General features: G+C 37.2%; 23 protein-coding genes. 17 read left to right on the forward strand and 6 right to left on the reverse strand.

Features of this window, described 5'->3' with window-relative positions:
* Positions 1 to 35: 35 nt before the first annotated feature.
* Entirely contained in the window at positions 36 to 1,658 is a 1,623-nt protein-coding gene (locus N5909_RS03955; protein ID WP_000958767.1) for an ATP-binding cassette domain-containing protein, read from the reverse strand.
* A 205-nt stretch (positions 1,659 to 1,863) separates the two neighbouring features.
* Between N5909_RS03955 and trpS the strand changes: the two genes are divergently transcribed.
* Positions 1,864 to 2,889 (forward strand): tryptophan--tRNA ligase, encoded by a 1,026-nt coding sequence (trpS, locus tag N5909_RS03960; RefSeq protein WP_033682531.1) that lies wholly within the window; start codon positions 1,864 to 1,866, stop codon positions 2,887 to 2,889.
* A 151-nt stretch (positions 2,890 to 3,040) separates the two neighbouring features.
* Positions 3,041 to 4,519 carry an IMP dehydrogenase gene (gene guaB, locus N5909_RS03965; protein WP_033682529.1) on the forward strand — a complete coding sequence of 493 codons (1,479 nt, stop codon included), beginning with the start codon at positions 3,041 to 3,043 and terminating at the stop codon, positions 4,517 to 4,519.
* Positions 4,520 to 4,569: 50 nt separating this feature from the next.
* Here the strand turns inward: guaB and recF are convergent, their stop codons facing one another.
* The gene (gene recF, locus N5909_RS03970; RefSeq protein WP_033682527.1) at positions 4,570 to 5,667 is read right to left on the reverse strand and encodes a DNA replication/repair protein RecF; all 1,098 of its coding nucleotides are present in this window, start codon (positions 5,665 to 5,667) and stop codon (positions 4,570 to 4,572) included.
* Between the two features lie 2 nt (positions 5,668 to 5,669).
* Positions 5,670 to 6,038: a S4 domain-containing protein YaaA gene (gene yaaA / locus N5909_RS03975; RefSeq protein ID WP_033682525.1), complete on the reverse strand. Its 369-nt coding sequence runs from the start codon at positions 6,036 to 6,038 to the stop codon at positions 5,670 to 5,672.
* A gap of 158 nt (positions 6,039 to 6,196) precedes the next feature.
* Here yaaA and yfmF point away from each other — a divergent pair, with 158 nt between their 5' ends.
* The 12 genes from yfmF to tsf all read left to right on the forward strand — a co-directional run bounded on the left by yfmF (position 6,197) and on the right by tsf (position 17,415).
* On the forward strand, positions 6,197 to 7,447 hold the full coding sequence (gene yfmF / locus N5909_RS03980) for an EF-P 5-aminopentanol modification-associated protein YfmF (protein ID WP_033682523.1): 1,251 nt from the start codon (positions 6,197 to 6,199) through the stop codon (positions 7,445 to 7,447).
* Positions 7,444 to 8,727, forward strand: a complete 1,284-nt coding sequence (yfmH, locus tag N5909_RS03985; RefSeq protein WP_070842132.1) for an EF-P 5-aminopentanol modification-associated protein YfmH — start codon at positions 7,444 to 7,446, stop codon at positions 8,725 to 8,727. The genes yfmF and yfmH overlap by 4 nt, the downstream gene beginning before the upstream one ends.
* Positions 8,728 to 8,768: 41 nt before the next feature.
* The gene (gene rodZ, locus N5909_RS03990) at positions 8,769 to 9,596 is read left to right on the forward strand and encodes a cytoskeleton protein RodZ (RefSeq protein ID WP_271630845.1); all 828 of its coding nucleotides are present in this window, start codon (positions 8,769 to 8,771) and stop codon (positions 9,594 to 9,596) included.
* A gap of 10 nt (positions 9,597 to 9,606) precedes the next feature.
* Entirely contained in the window at positions 9,607 to 10,152 is a 546-nt protein-coding gene (gene pgsA / locus N5909_RS03995; protein ID WP_061589682.1) for a CDP-diacylglycerol--glycerol-3-phosphate 3-phosphatidyltransferase, read from the forward strand.
* Positions 10,149 to 10,976: an energy-coupling factor ABC transporter ATP-binding protein gene (locus N5909_RS04000; RefSeq protein ID WP_061589681.1), complete on the forward strand. Its 828-nt coding sequence runs from the start codon at positions 10,149 to 10,151 to the stop codon at positions 10,974 to 10,976. Before pgsA ends, N5909_RS04000 begins: the two co-directional genes overlap by 4 nt.
* Positions 10,961 to 11,800, forward strand: coding sequence for an energy-coupling factor transporter ATPase (locus tag N5909_RS04005; protein ID WP_271630847.1), 840 nt, complete (start codon positions 10,961 to 10,963; stop codon positions 11,798 to 11,800). Before N5909_RS04000 ends, N5909_RS04005 begins: the two co-directional genes overlap by 16 nt.
* Positions 11,793 to 12,587: an energy-coupling factor transporter transmembrane component T family protein gene (locus N5909_RS04010; protein WP_020902295.1), complete on the forward strand. Its 795-nt coding sequence runs from the start codon at positions 11,793 to 11,795 to the stop codon at positions 12,585 to 12,587. The genes N5909_RS04005 and N5909_RS04010 overlap by 8 nt, the downstream gene beginning before the upstream one ends.
* Positions 12,588 to 12,645: 58 nt before the next feature.
* On the forward strand, positions 12,646 to 13,464 hold the full coding sequence (gene mreC / locus N5909_RS04015) for a rod shape-determining protein MreC (protein WP_033682516.1): 819 nt from the start codon (positions 12,646 to 12,648) through the stop codon (positions 13,462 to 13,464).
* Positions 13,464 to 13,958: a rod shape-determining protein MreD gene (gene mreD / locus N5909_RS04020; RefSeq protein WP_033682515.1), complete on the forward strand. Its 495-nt coding sequence runs from the start codon at positions 13,464 to 13,466 to the stop codon at positions 13,956 to 13,958. Before mreC ends, mreD begins: the two co-directional genes overlap by 1 nt.
* A 93-nt stretch (positions 13,959 to 14,051) precedes the next feature.
* Positions 14,052 to 15,293: a peptidoglycan hydrolase PcsB gene (gene pcsB, locus N5909_RS04025; protein WP_033682514.1), complete on the forward strand. Its 1,242-nt coding sequence runs from the start codon at positions 14,052 to 14,054 to the stop codon at positions 15,291 to 15,293.
* Between the two features lie 224 nt (positions 15,294 to 15,517).
* The gene (gene rpsB / locus N5909_RS04030) at positions 15,518 to 16,297 is read left to right on the forward strand and encodes a 30S ribosomal protein S2 (RefSeq protein WP_000268459.1); all 780 of its coding nucleotides are present in this window, start codon (positions 15,518 to 15,520) and stop codon (positions 16,295 to 16,297) included.
* Between the two features lie 77 nt (positions 16,298 to 16,374).
* Positions 16,375 to 17,415 carry a translation elongation factor Ts gene (tsf, locus tag N5909_RS04035; RefSeq protein ID WP_271630848.1) on the forward strand — a complete coding sequence of 347 codons (1,041 nt, stop codon included), beginning with the start codon at positions 16,375 to 16,377 and terminating at the stop codon, positions 17,413 to 17,415.
* A gap of 121 nt (positions 17,416 to 17,536) precedes the next feature.
* Here tsf and cysK read toward each other — a convergent pair whose 3' ends face one another.
* The 3 genes from cysK to N5909_RS04050 all read right to left on the reverse strand — a co-directional run bounded on the left by cysK (position 17,537) and on the right by N5909_RS04050 (position 19,654).
* On the reverse strand, positions 17,537 to 18,463 hold the full coding sequence (cysK, locus tag N5909_RS04040; RefSeq protein ID WP_271630849.1) for a cysteine synthase A: 927 nt from the start codon (positions 18,461 to 18,463) through the stop codon (positions 17,537 to 17,539).
* A gap of 96 nt (positions 18,464 to 18,559) precedes the next feature.
* Positions 18,560 to 19,003, reverse strand: a complete 444-nt coding sequence (locus N5909_RS04045; protein ID WP_020902288.1) for a PH domain-containing protein — start codon at positions 19,001 to 19,003, stop codon at positions 18,560 to 18,562.
* Positions 19,004 to 19,018: 15 nt separating this feature from the next.
* Complete coding sequence (locus tag N5909_RS04050; protein WP_033682509.1) at positions 19,019 to 19,654, reverse strand: YigZ family protein; 636 nt, start codon at positions 19,652 to 19,654, stop codon at positions 19,019 to 19,021.
* A 56-nt stretch (positions 19,655 to 19,710) separates the two neighbouring features.
* On the opposite strand from N5909_RS04050, the gene N5909_RS04055 reads away from it, so the two are divergent.
* The 3 genes from N5909_RS04055 (at position 19,711) to hpf (ending at position 22,296) form a co-directional block, all read left to right on the forward strand.
* Positions 19,711 to 21,009, forward strand: coding sequence for a DEAD/DEAH box helicase (locus N5909_RS04055; RefSeq protein WP_033682507.1), 1,299 nt, complete (start codon positions 19,711 to 19,713; stop codon positions 21,007 to 21,009).
* Positions 21,006 to 21,668 (forward strand): ComF family protein, encoded by a 663-nt coding sequence (locus N5909_RS04060; protein ID WP_033682504.1) that lies wholly within the window; start codon positions 21,006 to 21,008, stop codon positions 21,666 to 21,668. Before N5909_RS04055 ends, N5909_RS04060 begins: the two co-directional genes overlap by 4 nt.
* 79 nt (positions 21,669 to 21,747) lie before the next feature.
* Positions 21,748 to 22,296 carry a ribosome hibernation-promoting factor, HPF/YfiA family gene (gene hpf / locus N5909_RS04065; RefSeq protein ID WP_033682502.1) on the forward strand — a complete coding sequence of 183 codons (549 nt, stop codon included), beginning with the start codon at positions 21,748 to 21,750 and terminating at the stop codon, positions 22,294 to 22,296.
* Positions 22,297 to 22,318: the final 22 nt, after the last annotated feature.

The following is a 22,318-nucleotide window of genomic DNA, read 5'->3' on the forward strand; positions in this document are numbered from 1 at the left end:
ACTCAGCTGGTTAACCCAACTGAGTTTTGAAAATTTTAGTCTTTCCAAAGTTCTTTAACTTTTGCTTGTACTTCTGCATTCTCTAGGAATTCATCATAGGTTTCATCGATACGGTCAATGACACCATTTTTGGACAAGACAATGATATGGTTAGCTAGAGTTTGAATAAACTCGTGGTCATGGCTGGCAAAGATGATTGATTCTTTGAAGTTTTTCAATCCATCGTTCAAGCTTGAGATAGATTCCAAGTCCAAGTGATTGGTTGGATCATCAAGTACAAGGACATTTGATTTCAAGAGCATGAGTTTTGAAAGCATGACACGCACTTTTTCTCCCCCTGACAAGACGTTTACAGGTTTGTTAACTTCATCTCCAGAGAAGAGCATACGGCCGAGGAAGCCACGTAGGAAAGTATTGTCATCTTCTTCTTTACTTGCGAATTGACGCAACCAGTCAAGGATTGACTCTCCTCCTGCAAAATCTGCCGAGTTATCTTTTGGCAAGTAAGAACGGCTAGTAGTTACTCCCCACTTGACAGTTCCTTCATAGTCAATGTCCCCCATGATTGCACGAATCAAGGCAGTTGTTTGGATGTCATTTTGTCCAATAAGCGCTGTCTTATCACCTGGACGCAAGATGAAGCTAATGTTGTCAAGAATAGTTTCACCGTCAATCTTGACAGATAGATTTTCTACTGTCAAGAGATCATTACCAATCTCACGTTCCGCTTTAAAGTTGATAAATGGATATTTACGACTAGATGGTACAATTTCTTCAAGTTCAATTTTATCAAGCATTTTCTTACGTGATGTTGCTTGCCTTGATTTAGAAGCATTAGCAGAGAAACGAGCAACGAATTCTTGCAATTGTTTAATTTTTTCTTCTGCTTTGGCATTACGGTCTGCTAGTAATTTAGCAGCAAGCTCAGAAGATTCCTTCCAAAAGTCGTAGTTTCCGACATAGAGTTTGATTTTTCCAAAGTCAAGGTCGGCCATGTGAGTACATACTTTGTTCAAGAAGTGACGGTCGTGGGATACAACAATAACGGTGTTATCAAAATCAATCAAGAAGTCTTCTAACCAAGTAATCGATTGGATGTCTAAACCGTTGGTAGGCTCGTCCAAGAGAAGAACATCAGGCTTACCAAAAAGTGCTTTGGCGAGGAGAACTTTTACTTTTTCCCCGTTGGCCAATTCGCTCATGTTTTGGTAGTGTAATTCTTCTGGAATATTTAGGTTTTGAAGTAGTTGAGAGGCTTCACTTTCTGCTTCCCAGCCTCCAAGCTCGGCAAATTCTCCTTCAAGTTCGGCAGCACGGACGCCATCCTCATCTGAGAAATCTTCCTTCATGTAGATAGCATCTTTCTCCTTCATGATGCTATAAAGTTTTTCATTTCCCATGATAACGACATCAATGGCACGTTCATCTTCATAGTCAAAGTGATTTTGACGAAGAACAGAGAGACGTTCATCTGGACCAAGAGAAATATGACCAGTAGTCGGTTCGATATCTCCAGCTAAAATTTTTAAAAAGGTTGATTTTCCGGCACCATTAGCACCGATTAATCCGTAAGTATTTCCTTCTGTAAATTTGATATTGACATCATCAAAAAGTTTGCGATCACTAAAACGTAGTGAAACATCAGATACTGTAAGCAATATTTTTCTCCTATATGTGTAATATATTTATTCTACTAGAAAATACAGAAATATTCAAATTTTTATTTGTCAATTTTGTGTAAACTATATTTACAGTATTCTTTACACAAATCCGTAAATGGCAAGACTGATTTATTTTGATAAATTACGGTTATTTTATTAAAAAAATGCTATAATTGAAGGGACCATATCGAAGGAGAATAAAATGACTAAACCCATTATTTTAACAGGAGACCGTCCAACAGGAAAATTGCATATTGGACATTATGTTGGCAGTCTCAAAAATCGAGTATTGTTACAGGAAGAGGATAAGTATGATATGTTTGTGTTCTTGGCTGACCAACAAGCTTTGACAGATCATGCCAAGGATCCTCAAACAATTGTAGAGTCTATCGGAAATGTTGCTTTGGATTATCTTGCAGTTGGATTGGATCCAAGTAAGTCAACTATCTTTATTCAAAGTCAGATTCCAGAGTTGGCTGAACTATCTATGTACTATATGAATCTAGTTTCATTAGCACGTTTGGAGCGCAATCCAACAGTCAAAACAGAGATTTCTCAAAAAGGATTTGGAGAAAGTATTCCGACAGGCTTCTTGGTTTACCCAATCGCTCAAGCAGCTGACATCACAGCTTTCAAAGCCAATTATGTTCCTGTAGGAACAGATCAGAAACCAATGATTGAACAAACTCGTGAAATTGTTCGTTCTTTTAACAATGCATATAACTGTGATGTCTTGGTAGAGCCGGAAGGTATTTATCCAGAAAATGAGAGAGCAGGGCGTTTGCCTGGTTTAGATGGAAATGCTAAAATGTCTAAATCACTCAATAATGGTATTTATTTAGCTGATGATGCGGATACTTTGCGTAAAAAAGTAATGAGTATGTATACAGATCCAGATCATATTCGAGTGGAAGATCCAGGTAAAATTGAGGGAAATATGGTCTTCCATTATCTAGATGTTTTTGGTCGTCCAGAAGATGTTAAAGAAATTGCTGATATGAAAGAACATTATCAACGAGGTGGTCTTGGTGATGTGAAGACTAAGCGTTATCTACTTGAAATATTAGAGCGTGAACTTGGTCCTATTCGTGAGCGCCGTATCGAATTTGCTAAGGATATGGGAGAAGTTTATAACATGCTTCAAAAAGGTAGTGAAAGAGCGCGTGAAGTTGCGGGTCAAACCCTATCTGAGGTTAAAGGAGCAATGGGACTTCATTACTTTAACTAAGTTTATTTTACAAGAAACTATCATTTCTATCAGGAAGAAAAGATAGTTTTTTATTTACCCCTGTAACATTTGACAAATTTTTATAGAATGGTATGATAGATACAATATAAAAAGAGTCAAGCTCAAAAAGAAAGAAAAGAGGAAACTTCGAATGTCTAATTGGGACACTAAATTTTTGAAAAAAGGTTTTACCTTCGATGATGTATTGCTTATTCCAGCTGAAAGTCATGTATTGCCTAATGATGCAGATTTAACAACTAAATTGGCAGATAATTTGACTTTAAATATCCCAATTATTACCGCTGCCATGGACACAGTAACAGAGAGTCAAATGGCTATTGCCATTGCTCGTGCAGGTGGTCTCGGAGTTATCCATAAAAACATGTCAATTGCTCAACAAGCAGACGAGGTTCGTAAGGTAAAACGTTCTGAAAATGGAGTTATTATTGATCCGTTCTTCTTGACTCCTGAACATACAATTGCTGAAGCAGATGAGCTTATGGGGCGTTACCGCATCAGTGGTGTTCCAGTTGTTGAAACACTTGAAAATCGTAAATTGGTTGGTATTTTGACAAACCGAGATCTTCGTTTTATTTCAGACTATAACCAACCAATCTCAAATCATATGACTAGTGAAAATCTTGTGACTGCTCCTGTGGGTACAGATCTTGTAACGGCTGAAAGCATTCTTCAAGAACACCGTATTGAAAAACTTCCGTTGGTAGATGAAGAAGGCCGTCTTTCTGGTTTGATTACCATCAAAGATATTGAAAAAGTTATTGAGTTTCCAAATGCGGCTAAAGATGAGTTTGGTCGTCTTCTAGTTGCAGGTGCAGTAGGTGTTACTTCAGATACATTTGAACGTGCAGAGGCTCTTTTTGAGGCAGGAGCGGATGCGATTGTTATTGATACTGCGCATGGTCATTCTGCAGGTGTCTTGCGTAAAATTGCTGAGATTCGTGCTCATTTCCCAGACCGTACTTTGATTGCTGGAAATATTGCTACTGCTGAAGGTGCACGTGCTCTTTATGAAGCAGGTGTAGACGTTGTCAAGGTTGGTATTGGACCAGGTTCTATCTGTACTACTCGTGTTATTGCTGGTGTTGGTGTTCCGCAAGTAACGGCTATCTATGATGCTGCAGCTGTTGCGCGTGAATATGGTAAAACGATCATTGCTGACGGTGGAATCAAGTATTCTGGAGATATTGTAAAAGCCCTTGCGGCTGGTGGAAATGCTGTTATGCTTGGATCTATGTTTGCTGGAACTGATGAAGCTCCAGGCGAAACTGAAATCTTCCAAGGACGTAAATTCAAAACTTACCGTGGTATGGGATCAATCGCTGCCATGAAGAAAGGTTCAAGTGATCGTTACTTCCAAGGCTCTGTCAACGAAGCAAACAAACTCGTTCCCGAAGGAATTGAAGGTCGTGTTGCTTATAAAGGAGCGGCAGCTGATATTGTCTTCCAAATGATTGGTGGTATTCGCTCTGGTATGGGTTACTGTGGTGCAGCTAACCTTAAGGAACTACACGATAACGCTCAATTTATTGAAATGTCTGGTGCTGGTTTGAAAGAGAGCCATCCTCATGATGTACAAATTACGAATGAGGCACCAAATTATTCTATGTAAAAAACAATGAAAAGAACTCCCGTGGAAATAGGAGTTCTTTTACAATGTTGTCAATTATAATTTACAGAAACTTTACCATCCTGAATAGTGAAGATACTTAGATTTTCTGGCAGATTTTGAAGATGGTCTAAGCTTGTTGTTGTGATAAAAGTTTGGATTGAATGAGAAATCGTTTCTAATAATTTTAGTTGTCTAGTGTTGTCAAGTTCGCTCATGACATCGTCAAGCAGTAATATTGGAGATTCTGTAGTAACGCTTTCCATTAATTCGATTTCTGCTAATTTTATCGACAGGACGAGACTGCGATGTTGACCTTGACTTCCAAAACTAGCATCCATCCTATTTATATAAAAAGAAATGTCATCTCGATGAGGACCGACACCAGTGTTCTTTTTAAATAAATCTCTGGATCTACTTTTTTCTAAAGCAATTTTGAAAGATTCGGATAAGTTTTGATTGTCAGTTATATTGACAGAAGATTGATAGGATATTGACAACTCTTCAATCTGATTAGAGAGTTCAAAATGTTTCTTACGTCCAAATGATTCTAGTTTTTTTATGAAATCTAAGCGGTGATTCATTACACGACATCCATAATCAACTAGCTGATCATCCAACACTGAAAGGAAGGTTTCATCTATTGTTTGAGCTGATTTTAGATAGGTATTTCTTTGCTTAAGAATATGGTTATAATTGGTTAAATCTGATAAATAGATTGGCTTAATTTGCCCAAGCTCCATATCAATGAATTTTCGTCGAACTGAAGGTGCTCCTTTAATTAGTTGTAAATCTTCAGGAGCAAATAAGACAACATTCATGTGTCCTACGTAATCTGAAAGTCGTGCCTGTTTTAAGTGATTCACTTTTGTCACACGTCCTTTTTGTGTTAGTTCAATTTCGAGAGGAATGGATCCTGTTTTTTTCTGAACAAGACCTGAAAGATGAAGTTGTTCCTCATCAAAATGAATGAGATTTTTATCTGTTCGAGTTCGATGACTACGTGTTAAGGCTAAAAAATAGATAGCCTCTAACATATTTGTTTTTCCTTGAGCATTACGTCCTAAAAAGACATTTAATTTAGGATTAAAGTCTATTTTCGTCTCTTTATAGTTACGAAAAGTTTTGAGAGATAGATGTTGTAGCCACATGATTATCTACCAGGGAATCGCGGAGCTTGTTTGCTTTTGGGTGAAGAAGTAGGTTTTGATTTATCTTTTTTTACTCCCTTATTCATCTCTTTAACAAGTTTAGCGATTCGTTCTTTTTCAACTTTATCAGCTTGGTATTCCTCTTGCTCATCAGACGTAGGTTGTGTCAATAAGATGTCAATATTCATGTCAGGGATGTCAATTTTATCACCAATACGAAGTTTTTTACCACGACGATTCTCTAATTCCCCATTAAAGTAAACAGAATGTTCAGAGAGAAATGATTTGATAGCTCCTCCGCTATGTGTAATTCCAAGTTCTTTGAGTAGTGCTTGGAGAGTAATAAATTCTTCAAATAATTTGTATTCCATAATTCACCTCAATCTTTGGTATTATACCATATTTTCCTAAAAATAGTGAGAGAAATAGGGAGAAATGTAAGCGATTTTTATTTCAAAAGTGTTACAGAGAACAAGAAAATTTCAGGTTTTCGTGATATAATAGAAGTCTGTATATAAGGAGGTAAATCATGGAGTTAGTGCATGGAATTTCAACACATTTTATCCAATCAAAAAAGTTTAAAACGAACAAAATCACCGTGCGTTTTACCGCTCCATTATCTCTTGATACGATTGCAGGTCGCATGTTGAGTGCGAGTATGCTAGAGACTGTTAATCAGATGTACCCCACTTCTCAAGATTTGAGAAAACATTTGGCCAGTCTATACGGTACAGATATGTCAACCAATTGTTTCAGAAGAGGGCAAAGTCACATTGTAGAATTGACATTTACCTATGTTCGTGATGAGTTTTTAAGTAGGAAAAATGTGCTAACTTCTCAGGTTTTGGAACTTGTAAAAGAAACTCTTTTTTCACCCGTAGTAGTTGACAATGGGTTTGATTCGGCCTTATTTGAAATTGAGAAAAAACAATTACTAGCAAGTTTAGCAGCTGATATGGATGATTCTTTTTATTTCGCACATAAAGAATTAGATAAATTATTTTTTTATGATGAACGTCTCAAATTGGAATACAGTGATTTACGAAATCGTATTTTAGTTGAAACTCCACAAAGTTCTTACTCTTGTTTCCAAGAATTTTTGGCCAATGATCGAATAGATTTCTTTTTCCTAGGTGACTTTAATGAGGTTGAAATTCAAAATGTATTAGAATCATTTAACTTTAAAGGTCGAAAAGGAGATGTGAAGGTTCAGTATTGTCAACCTTATTCCAATATCCTACAAGAAGGTATGGTTCGGAAAAATGTGGGACAATCCATTTTGGAATTAGGTTATCATTGCCCTTCTGAATATGGTGATGAGCAACATTTACCCATGATTGTAATGAATGGTTTACTTGGTGGATTTGCTCACTCTAAACTATTTACAAATGTCCGTGAAAATGCTGGATTGGCTTATACTATTTCAAGTCAGCTCGATTTATTTAGTGGATTCTTGAGGATATATGCTGGTATTGATCGAGAAAATCGGAACCAGGCTCGTAAAATGATGAATAATCAACTGCTTGATTTAAAAAAAGGTTATTTTACAGAGCTTGAGCTAGAGCAGACCAAGAAAATGATTCGTCGGTCTTTGTTGCTTTCTCAAGATAATCAATCTTCATTGATTGAACGTGCTTATCAAAATGCCTTACTTGGAAAATCTTCAGCAGAATTTAAAGGTTGGATTGCAAAACTTGAGCAAGTTGACAAAGATGCTATTTGTAGAGCAGCTAGTAATGTGAAATTACAAGCAATTTACTTTATGGAAGGAATAGAATGACAAAGGTTGTTTTTGAAGAAAAGTACTATCCAGCTGTAAAAGAAATGGTTTATCGAACTCGTTTGTCCAACGGATTGACAGTTGCTCTTTTGCCTAAAAAGGAATTTAAAGAGGTTTACGGGAGTGTAACTGTACAGTTTGGTTCGGTAGATACGCTTGTAACAGAAGTTGACGGATATGTAAAAGAATATCCTGCGGGAATTGCTCATTTTCTTGAACATAAATTATTTGAGAGAGAAGATGCTAGCGATTTGATGTCGGCTTTTACGAGTCTAGGTGCAGATAGTAATGCCTTTACAAGCTTTACAAAAACAAGTTATCTTTTTTCAGCAACGGATCATTTTTTAGAAAATTTGGACTTACTTGATGAATTGGTAACATCAGCACAATTTACTGAAGATTCTATTTTAAGGGAGCAGGATATTATACAGCAAGAACGAGAAATGTATCAAGATGATCCAGATTCGTGTTTATTCTTTTCAACTTTAGCGAATTTGTATCCTGGTACACCTTTAGCAACTGATATAGTTGGAAGTGAGGAGTCAATTTCCCAAATCAATCTAACTAATTTGCAAGAAAATTTTACAAGATTTTACAAACCTGTAAACATGTCTCTGTTTTTCGTTGGTAATTTTGATGTGGAACGAGTACAGGACTATTTTGAAAGCAAAGAACTGAAAGATTTAGATGTTCAGGAAGTAGTAAGAGAAAAGCTTGTTTTACAAGATGTAAAGCAAACAGACAGTATGAGAATGGAAGTGTCTTCTCCCAAACTAGCGATTGGTATTAGAGGTAAGCAAGAAGTTGCTGAAGCGGATTGCTATCGATATCATATTTTATTAAAATTATTGTTTGCAATGATGTTTGGTTGGACTTCGGATCGTTTTCAGAAATTATATGAATCAGGTAAAATTGATGCGTCCTTATCTCTGGAAGTTGAAGTAACAAGTCGTTTTCATTTTGTTATGTTGACAATGGATACAAAAGAGCCAGTTGCTTTATCTCATCAGTTTAAAAAGGCTATTCGTAATTTTACAAAGGATATAGATATTACAGAGGATCATTTAGACATTATCAAAAGAGAGATGTTTGGAGAATTTTTCAGTAGCATGAACTCTCTTGAATTTATTGCAACGCAATATGATGCTTTTGAAAATGGTGAGACAATTTTTGATTTGCCGAAAATTTTACAGGAAATTACTTTGGAGGATGTCCTTGATGCTGGACATCATTTAATAGATGATGGTGATATAGTTGATTTTACAATATTCCCATCGTAGTAACCTATCATAATCGATACTAGAAAGAAGGAATGACAAGTATGAGGAAAAAAACAATTGGTGAGGTTTTACGTTTAGCTAGAACCAACCAAGGGTTGACTTTAGAAGAATTACACAAAAAAACAGAAATTCAGTTGGATATGTTGGAAGCGATGGAAGCTGATGATTTTGATCAACTTCCTAGTCCATTTTATACTCGTTCTTTTTTGAGAAAGTATGCGTGGGCAGTTGAGCTAGATGAGCGAATTGTCTTGGATGCTTATGATTCTGGGAGCATGATTACTTATGAGGAAGTAGATGTTGATGAAGAGGAGTTGACAGGTAGGAGACGTTCAAGTAAGAAAAATAAGACATCATTTTTACCTTTATTTTATTTTATACTCTTTGCACTATCGATTGTCATTTTTGTGACTTATTATGTTTGGAATTATCTCCAGACTCAACCGGAGCGTTCATCTGCGTCTAGTTATAGTGTAGTCCAAGCAACAAGCTCGACTAGTTCTGCAACTCCATCTTCAAGTAGTGGTTCATCAAGTAGCTCTTCGAATATTGAACCAGTTATAAGTGTATCAGGTGAAGGAAATTATGTAGAAATCGCTTATAAAACAAGTAAGGAAACCGCAAAATTGCAATTATCGGTTTCAGATGCTAGAAGTTGGGTCAGTGTTTCAGAAAGTGAGCTTGAGGGTGGTGTGACCTTATCACCGGATAATAAAAGTGCGGAAACAACAGTTTCAACAAAAAATCCTGTGACCATTACTTTAGGTGTTGTCAAAGGTGTTGATTTAACAGTAGATAATCAGACTGTTGATTTATCGAAACTAACAGCTCAAACTGGACAAATCACTGTAACTTTTATTAGAAATTAAGGAAAAACGAATGAAAAAAGAACAAATTCCCAATCTCTTAACAATAGGTCGAATTCTCTTTATACCTATTTTTATCTTTATTTTAACGATAGGAAATTCGCTAGAAAGTCATATAGTAGCAGCTATTATATTTGCTATTGCCAGTATTACCGACTATTTAGATGGATATTTAGCTCGTAAATGGAGTGTGGTTAGCAACTTTGGGAAGTTTGCGGATCCAATGGCGGATAAGTTACTAGTAATGTCGGCTTTTATTATGCTGATTGAGTTAGGTATGGCTCCAGCTTGGATTGTTGCAGTGATTATTTGTCGTGAGTTGGCTGTGACAGGTTTAAGGCTTTTATTGGTTGAAACTGGTGGAACAGTTTTAGCAGCAGCAATGCCTGGAAAAATTAAAACTTTTAGTCAGATGTTTGCCATTATTTTCTTGCTATTACATTGGACTTTGCTTGGTCAAGTTCTACTTTATGTAGCCTTGTTTTTCACTATCTACTCTGGCTATGACTATTTCAAGGGTAGTGCCTATGTATTTAAAGGGACATTTGGTTCGAAATGAAATCAATAATTGATGTAAAAAATCTTTCTTTTCGTTATAAGGAAAGTCAGGAATACTATGATGTGAAGGATATTACGTTTCACGTGAAACGTGGAGAATGGCTTTCGATTGTAGGGCATAATGGTAGTGGTAAATCAACGACGGTTCGCTTAATTGATGGTTTACTGGAAGCAGAATCTGGAGAGATTGTAATTGATGGTCAACGATTGACTGAGGAAAATGTTTGGAATATACGTCGTCAAATCGGTATGGTTTTTCAAAATCCAGACAATCAATTTGTTGGAGCGACTGTTGAGGATGATGTTGCCTTTGGTTTGGAAAATCAGGGACTTTCTCGTCAAGAAATGAAAAAGAGAGTGGAAGAAGCTCTGGATTTGGTTGGCATGTTGGACTTTAAAAAGAGAGAGCCAGCGCGTCTATCAGGTGGCCAAAAGCAACGTGTGGCTATTGCAGGTGTTGTAGCCCTAAGACCAGCTATTTTAATCCTAGATGAGGCAACGAGTATGTTGGATCCTGAGGGGCGTAGAGAACTGATTGAGACAGTAAAAGAAATTCGAAAAGACTATGATATGACGGTCATTTCCATTACACATGATTTGGAAGAAGTCGCCATGAGTGACCGTGTATTGGTCCTGAAAAAAGGGGAAATTGAATCAACTAGTAGCCCAAGAGAACTTTTCTCTCGAAATGATTTAGATCAAATTGGATTAGACGATCCTTTTTCCAATCAATTAAAACATTCTTTGAGCCAGAATGGCTATGATTTGCCTGAAAATTATTTGACAGAAAGTGAGCTAGAGGATAAACTATGGGAATTGCTCTAGAAAATGTGAGTTTTACGTATCAAGAAGGGACTCCCTTAGCTTCAACAGCTTTGTCGGATGTTTCCTTGACGATTGAAGATGGTTCTTATACGGCTTTAATTGGGCACACAGGTAGCGGCAAATCAACTATTTTACAACTTTTAAATGGTTTATTGGTTCCAAGTCAAGGGAGTGTGCGGGTTTTTGATACCTTAATCACCTCAACTTCTAAAAATAAAGATATTCGTCAAATTAGAAAACAGGTTGGCTTGGTATTTCAGTTTGCTGAAAATCAAATTTTTGAAGAAACTGTTTTGAAAGATGTTGCTTTTGGACCGCAAAATTTTGGAGTTTCTGAAGAAGATGCGGAGCAGATTGCGCGTGAGAAACTGGATTTGGTTGGAATTGATGAATCACTTTTTAATCGTAGTCCGTTTGAGCTATCAGGGGGACAAATGAGACGTGTCGCCATTGCAGGTATACTTGCCATGGAGCCAGCTATATTAGTCTTAGATGAGCCTACAGCAGGCCTAGATCCCCTGGGAAGAAAAGAGCTGATGAATTTGTTTAAAAAACTCCACCAGTCAGGGATGACCATTGTCTTGGTAACGCATTTGATGGATGATGTTGCTGAATATGCAAATCAAGTCTATGTGATGGAAAAGGGACGTTTAGTTAAGGGGGGGAAACCAAGTGATGTCTTTCAAGATGTTGTCTTTATGAAAGAAATGCAGTTGGGAGTACCTAAAATTACGGCCTTTTGTAAACGATTGGCTGATAGAGGCGTATCATTTAAACGATTACCGATTAAGATAGAAGAGTTCAAGGAGTCGCTAAATGGATAGTATGATTTTGGGGCGTTATATCCCAGGGGATTCGATTGTTCACCGATTGGATCCACGTAGCAAATTACTGGCTATGATGCTACTGATTTTGATTGTGTTTTGGGCTAATAATCCCTTGACAAATCTGATTCTTTTCATAGCGACAGGGATATTTATTGCCTTGTCAGGAGTATCTCTTTCATTTTTTATTCAGGGCTTGAAGTCTATGTTTTTCTTGATTGCCTTCACAACTATTTTTCAACTGTTTTTCATTTCTAATGGGAATGTTTTATTTGAGTTTTCATTTGTGAGAATCACGGATTATGCTTTGCAACAAGCTGGAATTATTTTTTGTCGCTTTGTATTGATTATTTTCTTTTCAACTTTGTTAACCTTAACGACCATGCCCTTAAGTTTGGCATCAGCTGTCGAAGCTTTATTAGCACCTTTAAAGCGTGTGAAAGTTCCAGTTCATGAAATTGGATTAATGCTGTCCATGAGTTTGCGTTTTGTTCCGACCTTAATGGATGATACGACGCGGATTATGAATGCGCAGAAAGCGCGTGGAGTGGATTTTGGTGAAGGAAGCATTGTTCAAAAGGTGAAGGCTATGATTCCCATTTTGATTCCTCTTTTTGCGACAAGTTTAAAACGTGCGGATTCCTTGGCTATCGCCATGGAAGCGCGTGGTTATCAGGGGGGAAAAGGCAGAAGTCAATACCGACAACTGAAATGGACTCGAAAGGATACGCTGACCATTCTTGTTATTATCGTACTTGGTTGTTGCTTATTTTTCTTAAAATCTTAGTAGCTTTCAGGAATTCATAAAAAATTACTGTAACAGTTTTTGATATAAAGGTAGGGATATGAACCGTTTTAAAAAATCAAAATATGTCATTATTGTTTTTGTCATTGTTCTGCTTGTGTCAGCTTTCTTAGCGACGACTTATTCAAGTACAATTGTGACAAAATTAGGAGATGGAATCTCATTGGTTGATAGAGTTGTTCAAAAACCTTTTCAGTGGTTTGATTCTGTCAAATCAGATTTGGCTCATTTGACACGAACTTATAATGAAAATGAAAGTTTGAAGAAACAGATTTACCAATTAGAAGTTAAATCAAATGAGGCGGAAAGTTTAAAGGCGGAAAATGAACAACTGCGCCAATTGCTTGATATGAAGTCCAAGTTGCAAGCCACAAAGACTTTGGCAGCAGATGTTATTATGCGTTCTCCGGTATCTTGGAAGCAGGAGTTGACCTTAGATGCAGGCAAATCAAAAGGGGCTTCTGAGAATATGTTAGCAATTGCAAATGGTGGCTTGATTGGGAGTGTCTCAAAAGTAGAGGAGAACTCTACCATGGTCAACCTTCTGACAAATACGGAAAATGCTGATAAGATTTCTGTTAAAATTCAGCATGGTTCTACTACAATTTATGGAATTATTGTTGGCTATGACAAAGAAAATGAAGTTCTTAAAATTAGCCAATTAAATAGTAATAGCGATATTAGTGCGGGAGATAAGGTGACAACTGGTGGATTAGGAAACTTTAATGTTGCTGATATTCCTGTTGGTGAAGTGGTTGCCACAACGCATAGTACTGACTACTTGACACGAGAAGTAACAGTTAAATTAAGTGCAGATACTCATAATGTGAGTGTAATAGAATTAGTGGGGAATTCATAATGAGACAGTTGAAGCGAGTTGGAGTATTTTTATTGCTTCCTTTCTTTGTTCTAATTGATGCCCATATTAGCCAGCTTTTGGGCTCATTTTTTCCCCATGTACAGTTAGCCAGTCATTTTCTATTTTTGTTTCTCTTATTTGAGACGATTGAAGTATCAGAGTATTTCTATTTAGCTTATTGTTTTGTAGTGGGTTTGGTTTATGACATTTACTTTTTCCACTTGATAGGGATTGCGACTTTGTTGTTCGTCTTATTGGGGGCATTTCTCCATAAATTTAATAGCGTTATTTTATTGAATCGTTGGACGAGAATGTTGGCAATTATTGTCATGACTTTTCTATTTGAGATGGGAGCTTATATACTTGCATTAGTGGTAGGTTTAACTGTGGATAGTATGTCTTTATTTATAGTCTATAGTTTAGTACCATCAATGATTTTGAACCTTATATGGATGATTATTTTTCAGTTTATTTTTGAAAAGATTTACCTATAAGAAAGAAATAAAAATGTAACAAAGGCGTAATATTCATTAGGCCTTTTTTTGGTATACTAGTAATGTCTTTAAAAGAAGGAGTATCTACGAAATATGAAGAAAAAAATCTTAGCGTCACTTTTACTAAGTACAGTAATGGTTTCTCAAGCAGCTGTTTTGACAACTGCGCATGCAGAAACGACTGATGACAAAATTGCTGCTCAAGATAATAAAATTAGTAACTTAACAGCACAACAACAAGAAGCCCAAAAACAAGTTGATCAAGTTCAGGAGCAAGTATCTGCCATTCAAACAGAGCAATCAAACTTGCAATCTGAAAATGATAGACTACAAGAAGAATCTAAAAAGCTTGAGGGTGAAATTACAGAACTTTCTAAGAATATTGTATCTCGCAATGATTCATTACAAAAACAAGCTCGTAGTGCTCAAACAAATGGAGCTGCAACAAATTACATTAATACAATTGTAAACTCAAAATCAATTACAGAAGCTATTTCACGTGTTGCTGCAATGAGTGAAATCGTATCTGCAAACAACAAAATGTTGGAACAACAAAAAGCAGATAAAAAAGCTATTTCTGAAAAACAAGTAGCAAACAATGATGCAATTAATACGGTTATTGCAAATCAGCAAAAACTAGCTGATGATGCTCAATCATTAACTACAAAACAAGCTGAGTTGAAAGCTGCAGAATTGAATCTTGCTGCTGAAAAGGCTACTGCAGAGGATGAAAAAGCAAGTTTACTTGAGAAAAAAGCTGCAGCGGAAGCAGAAGCTAAAGCAGCTGCAGAAGCAGAAGCAGCTTACAAAGCTAAACAAGCAAGTCAACAACAAACAGTAGTTGCTTCTGGAAATACAACTTTTACAGCGCAGGTTCAAGCAGTATCTACATCATCATCAAGTTCATCTGAATCTAGTTCGTCTGAATCATCTTCAAGCAGTACTTCAACAGAATCAACAAGCTACACTCCTGCACCAGTGAAACAACGTCCAACATACAGTACAAATGCTTCAAGTTATCCAGTTGGTGAGTGTACATGGGGAGCTAAAACATTGGCGCCTTGGGCTGGAGACTACTGGGGTAATGGAGCACAGTGGGCTACAAGTGCAGCTGCAGCAGGATTCCGTACAGGATCTACACCTCAAGTTGGTGCCATTGCATGTTGGAATGATGGCGGTTATGGTCATGTAGCAGTTGTGACAGCTGTTGAATCATCAACACGTATTCAAGTATCAGAATCAAATTACGCTGGTAATAGATCAATCGGAAATTATCGTGGTTGGTTCAATCCATCATCTTACCCAGGATATGTTAGTTACATTTATCCAAATTAATAGATACAAAGGGGCTCTATTTGAGTCTCTTTTATATTTTTTACCAATCTAATTTTTAATGGATATTACTAAAAATAGCTTGAAAATATTGAAAAAGTATGGTAAAATGAAACTTGTCGTGTGAACGATAATACTCATTCTTGATGAATTGTGAAACAGTTGCCCTTGGGTCGTTTTGCGAGTTGAAGTCAAGAAGAGGAAAAAAACAAAAAGGAGAAATACTCATGGCAGTAATTTCAATGAAACAACTTCTTGAGGCTGGTGTACACTTTGGTCACCAAACTCGTCGCTGGAACCCTAAGATGGCTAAGTACATCTTCACTGAGCGTAACGGAATCCACGTTATCGACTTGCAACAAACTGTTAAATACGCTGACCAAGCTTACGATTTCATGCGTGATGCAGCAGCTAACGATGCCGTTGTATTGTTCGTTGGTACTAAGAAACAAGCAGCTGATGCAGTTGCTGAAGAAGCAGTACGTTCAGGTCAATACTTCATCAACCACCGTTGGTTGGGTGGAACTCTTACTAACTGGGGAACTATTCAAAAACGTATCGCTCGTTTGAAAGAAATCAAACGTATGGAAGAAGATGGAACTTTCGAAGTTCTTCCTAAGAAAGAAGTTGCACTTCTTAACAAACAACGTGCACGTCTTGAAAAATTCTTGGGTGGTATCGAAGATATGCCTCGTATTCCAGATGTAATGTACGTAGTTGACCCACATAAAGAGCAAATCGCTGTTAAAGAAGCTAAAAAATTGGGAATCCCAGTTGTAGCGATGGTTGACACAAATACAGATCCAGATGATATCGATGTAATCATCCCAGCTAACGATGACGCTATCCGTGCTGTTAAATTGATCACAGCTAAATTGGCTGACGCTATCATCGAAGGACGTCAAGGTGAAGATGCAGCAGCAGTTGAAGCAGAATTTGCAGCTTCAGAAGCTCAAGCAGATTCAATCGAAGAAATCGTTGAAGTTGTAGAAGGCGACAACGCTTAATTCATATAAATAGTAATTACCTAGGAGGGCGGGGCTTAGCCCGGCTCTCCTATTTTTAAAAATATAGGAGAATCAAAATGGCAGAAATTACAGCTAAACTTGTAAAAGAGTTGCGTGAAAAATCTGGTGCCGGTGTTATGGACGCTAAAAAAGCGCTTGTAGAAACAGACGGTGACATCGAAAAAGCGATTGAATTGCTTCGTGAAAAAGGTATGGCTAAGGCAGCTAAGAAAGCTGACCGTGTTGCTGCAGAAGGTTTGACTGGTGTTTATGTTAACGGTAATGTTGCAGCAGTTATTGAAGTAAACGCTGAAACTGACTTCGTTGCGAAAAACGCTCAATTCGTTGAATTGGTAAATACTACAGCTAAAGTTATTGCTGAAGGAAAACCTGCTAATAATGAAGAAGCACTTGCTTTGACAATGCCTTCAGGTGAAACTCTTGAAGCTGCATACGTATCTGCAACAGCAACTATCGGAGAAAAAATCTCATTCCGTCGCTTTGCATTGATTGAAAAAACAGATGCACAACACTTTGGAGCTTACCAACATAACGGTGGACGTATCGGTGTTATTTCAGTTGTTGAAGGTGGAGACGAAGCACTTGCTAAACAATTGTCAATGCACATCGCAGCGATGAAACCAACAGTTCTTTCTTACAAAGAATTGGATGAGCAATTCGTTAAAGATGAGTTGGCACAATTGAACCACGTAATCGACCAAGACAACGAAAGCCGTGCAATGGTTAACAAACCAACTCTTCCACACTTGAAGTATGGATCAAAATCACAATTGATTGATGAAGTGATCGCCCAAGCTGAAGCTGACATCAAAGCTGAATTGGCTGCAGAAGGTAAACCAGAAAAAATCTGGGACAAAATTATCCCAGGTAAAATGGATCGCTTCATGCTTGACAACACTAAAGTTGACCAAGCTTACACACTTCTTGCACAAGTTTACATCATGGATGACAGCAAGACAGTTGAAGCATACCTTGAATCAGTTAACGCTTCAGTAGTTGAGTTCGCTCGCTTTGAAGTTGGTGAAGGTATCGAGAAAGCTGCAAACGACTTCGAAGCTGAAGTTGCAGCTACAATGGCAGCAGCCTTGAATAACTAATAATAAAAAGGAAGCTAAATTGCTTCCTTTTTTCTATGCAGTAGATTCTTATAGGGAGAGTTTTCTATTTTTAAGGTATAAATAAAAAGCCCTATTATAAGGGCTAAGTGCATTTAGGAGACTACACTTCAAATTCATAGAGTGCTGTAGACAAATAACGTTCGCCGTTATCTGGTGCTAGAGCAAGGACTTTCTTACCTGTACCTAATTTCTTAGCAACTTCAATTGCTCCATAGATAGCTGCAGCTGAAGAAATACCAACAAGGAATCCTTCTTTTCCACCAATCTCACGGCCAAGTGCGAGAGCATCGTCTGATGTTACACGAACGATACCATCATAAGCGTTTGTATCAAGTGTATCAGGAATAAATCCAGCTGAGATACCTTGAATTTTGTGAGGACCAGGTTTTTCACCAGATAGAATAGCAGATTCATCTGCTTCTACTGCAAAAACTTGAATGTTAGAATTTGCTGTTTTGAGTGCATGAGAAACACCAGAAATCGTTCCACCGGTACCAACTCCAGCAACAAAGGCATCTAATCCATCTTTACCGAAAGCAGCTAGTATCTCAGCTCCTGTTGTTTTTTCGTGTACTTCTGGATTAGCTGGATTGTCAAATTGAAGTGGGAGGAAACCATCACGTTCAGCAGCGATTTCTTGGGCCTTAGCAATAGCACCTTTCATTCCCTCACTACCAGGAGTTAGGACGAGTTCAGCACCGTAAGCTTGGATAATCTTACGTCGTTCTACACTCATAGTTTCAGGCATAACGATGACGACTTTATACCCTTTAGCAGAACCTACCCATGAAAGTCCAATACCAGTGTTTCCACTTGTTGCTTCAACAATTGTAGAACCTGGTTTCAAAATACCGTCTTGTTCAGCTCTTTCAATCATGCTAAGAGCAATACGATCTTTTACAGAAGAACCAGGGTTGAATGCTTCAAGCTTTACATAGACGTCCGCAGCCCCTTCTGGCACGATGTTGTTGAGTTTAACAATCGGAGTTTGACCGATTAATTCAGTAATGTTGTTATAAATAGACATATGAATACCTCTTTGTATAAGATATTTCTAGTATAACGCTATCTATACCATTTGTAAAATATAGAAATCCTATCGAAGCGATAGGATTTTTTTATATCATAGGTCTAAGCCATTAATTTTCAAGCGATTGTGATAAGCTAATTCTAGTAAATAGGTGTAAAGTGGAACGATATCCGTTTTCTTAGGGAATTCAAATTTATGAGTACTAAAATGTTCATTATGTGCTTTTAGAAAAACATTTTCTAGATAAGTAATCGTTATTTCACTATCATCTATACCTGCTCCTGCAGTTTCCATTTCAACGTTAATAATGTTCATTAAAAAGATTGATTTAATGGACATCTTACGACCAGTAGCGCCTTGTTTATCTGTAAAGATAATACGGATATTTGTAAATATAATTGAGTCACGAATCAGTTTATATCCACTTTGAATTTCTTCATTTTCTAGTAGATATTGTCCATATTCTTTGATAAGAGTTTCTTTGTTTTGCTCGCTAAGGTTACCAGCGAGTCCTTGAATGAATTTTCCAAATGCCATATTTTTCTCCTTTGTTTACACTAAATTTACAGGAACTTCAACTTCACGTAAACCTTGATCAGTTAAAGTAACTTTTCCATTAAAAAACTCCACCAGTGCAGCTTTAATATTTTCTTTTTCTTCTTTATCAACATAAATCATCGTATCGACTTGATCTGTAAAGTTTGTCTCAAGTTCCATGAGATCATGTTCCTTAAGGAAGTTACTGTACTCTTGGTACTGAGCGTAAGACATTTGAATAGCAATGCCAGCTTGTTCCTTTATTTCAATGATACCAATTTCCTTGACAGCTAAGGCAACACTGCCGGCGTAAGCACGAATCAATCCTCCAGCGCCTAGCTTAATGCCTCCAAAGTAGCGTGTCACTACTACACAGACATTAGTAAGATTGTGATTTTCTAGTACTCCAAGCATGGGAACGCCAGCAGTACCACTGGGTTCACCATCATCACTTGTCCGTTTAATTTCACTACGTTCCCCAATAATAAAGGCTGAGCAGTTATGCGTAGCTTTGTAGTGTTCTTTTTTGATGGCAGTAATAAAGTCCCGAGCTTCTTCTTCGCTATAAACACGCTTTGCATGACAGATAAAGCGCGATTTTTTAATTTCTTCTTGGACTTGACCGTCCTCTTTAATTGTTCTAAATTCCATGATTTAATTGTACTAAAAAATTATCTAAAGCGCTAGGTTTTTACGAATAAAGAAGTATGAAAGTAAATCCAAATTATCTCGGTCGGTTGTTTACTGAGAATGAATTAACAGAAGAGGAACGTAAGTTGGCAGAGAACATTCCAGCAATGAGAAAGGAGAAGGGGAAATTTTTCTGTCAACGTTGTAATAGTACTATTCTAGAAGAATGGTATTTACCTATCGGTGCTTATTATTGTCGGGGGTGCTTAATTATGAAGCGAGTTAGGAGTGATCAAGCTTTATACTATTTCCCACAGGAGGATTTTCCGAAGCAAGATGTTCTTAAATGGCGTGGCCAATTAACTCCTTTTCAAGAGAAGGTGTCAGAGGGATTGATTCAAGCAGTAGATAAGCAAGAACCAACCTTGGTACATGCGGTAACAGGAGCTGGAAAGACAGAAATGATTTATCAAGTAGTAGCTAAAGTGATCAATGCGGGTGGTGCAGTATGCTTGGCTAGTCCTCGCATAGATGTTTGTTTGGAGCTGTACAAGCGCCTGCAAAAGGATTTTTCTTGCGAGATAGTCCTCCTACATGGAGAATCAGAGCCGTATTTTCGAACACCATTAGTTGTTGCGACGACCCATCAGTTATTGAAGTTTTATCAAGCTTTTGATTTGCTGATAGTGGATGAAGTAGATGCTTTTCCTTATGTTGACAATCCCACGCTTTACCACGCTGTCAAGAATAGTGTAAAGGAGAATGGCTTGAGAATCTTTTTAACAGCGACTTCGACCGATGAGTTAGATAGGAAGGTTCGCATCGGAGAATTAAAACGATTGAGTTTGCCAAGACGGTTTCATGGAAATCCGTTGATTATTCCAAAACCAGTTTGGTTATCGGATTTTAATCATTGCTTAGAGAAAAGTAGATTGTCACCAAAGTTAAAGTCCTATATTGAGAAGCAGAGAAAGACAGGTTATCCGTTACTCATTTTTGCGTCAGAAATTAAGAAAGGGGAACAGTTAAAAGAAATCTTACAAGAGCAATTTCCAAATGAGAAAATTGGCTTTGTATCTTCTGTAACAGAAGATAGATTAGAGCAGGTACAAGCTTTTCGAGATGGAGAACTGACAATACTTATCAGTACGACAATATTGGAGCGTGGAGTTACCTTCCCTTGTGTGGATGTTTTCGTAGTAGAGGCCAATCATCGCCTTTTTACCAAGTCTAGCTTGATTCAGATTGGTGGACGAGTTGGGCGAAGCATGGATAGACCGACAGGAGATTTGCTTTTCTTCCATGATGGGTTAAATGCTTCAATCAAGAAGGCAATTATGGAAATTCAGCAGATGAATAAGGAGGCGGGTCTATGAAGTGCTTATTGTGTGGACAGACTATGAAGGCTGTTTTAACTTTTAGTAGTCTCTTACTTATGAGGAATGATGTCTCCTGTCTTTGTTTAGATTGTGATTCTACTTTTGAGAAAATTGGAGAAGAGTACTGTCCAAACTGTATGAAAACAGGGTTGTCAATAAAGTGTCAAGATTGTCAATTTTGGTGTAAAGAAGGAATTGAGGTCCGTCATAGAGGGATTTTTACTTACAATCAAGCTATGAAGGATTTTTTCAGTCGGTATAAGTTTGATGGGGACTTCCTTTTAAGAAAAGTGTTCGCTTCCTTTTTAAGTGAGGAGTTGAAAAAGTACAAAGAGTATCAATTTGTCGTCATTCCTCTAAGTCCTGAAAGATTGCTTGAGAGAGGATTTAACCAGGTTGAAGGTTTAGTTGACGCAGCAGGATTCTCTTTTCAAGACTTACTAGAGAAGAGAGAAGAGCGGGCCAGTTCTTCTAAAAATCGTTCAGAACGCTTGGCAACAGAACTTCCTTTCTTTATTAAAAGTGGAGTCACTATTCCTAAAAAAATCCTACTTATAGATGATATCTATACTACTGGAACAACTATAAATCGTGTGAAGAGATTGCTAGAAGAAGCTGGTGCTGAGGACGTAAAAACATTTTCCCTTGTAAGATGAGGAAAAAATTTGCAAAAACAAAATGAAAGCGTTATAATGAAATCAGAAAAACAAAAATGTTTAGAAAGAAGGTACTCATATGATTAAATATAGTATCCGTGGTGAAAACCTAGAAGTAACAGAAGCAATTCGTGATTATGTAGTTTCTAAACTCGAAAAGATCGAAAAGTATTTTCAAGCTGAACAAGAGTTGGATGCTCGAATAAACTTGAAGGTGTATCGTGAAAAAACTGCTAAAGTGGAAGTAACGATTCCGCTTGGCTCAATTACTCTTCGCGCAGAAGATGTATCTCAAGATATGTATGGCTCAATTGACCTTGTAACTGATAAAATTGAACGTCAGATTCGTAAAAATAAAACAAAAATCGAACGTAAAAATAAAAACAAGGTGGCAACTAGTCAATTATTTACAGATGCCTTGGTGGAAGATACAAATGTTGTCCAGTCTAGAGTTGTTCGTTCAAAACAAATTGATTTAAAACCAATGGATTTGGAAGAAGCTATTCTACAGATGGATTTATTGGGACATGATTTCTTTATCTATGTTGATGTTGAAGATCAAACAACTAATGTGATTTATCGTCGTGAAGATGGCGAAATTGGTCTGTTAGAAGTTAAAGAATCTTAATTAGAATATGTGTAAAGGTAGG

It is taken from the genome of Streptococcus gwangjuensis (genome assembly GCF_028156745.1).
Classification (GTDB): Bacteria; Bacillota; Bacilli; order Lactobacillales; family Streptococcaceae; genus Streptococcus; species Streptococcus gwangjuense_A.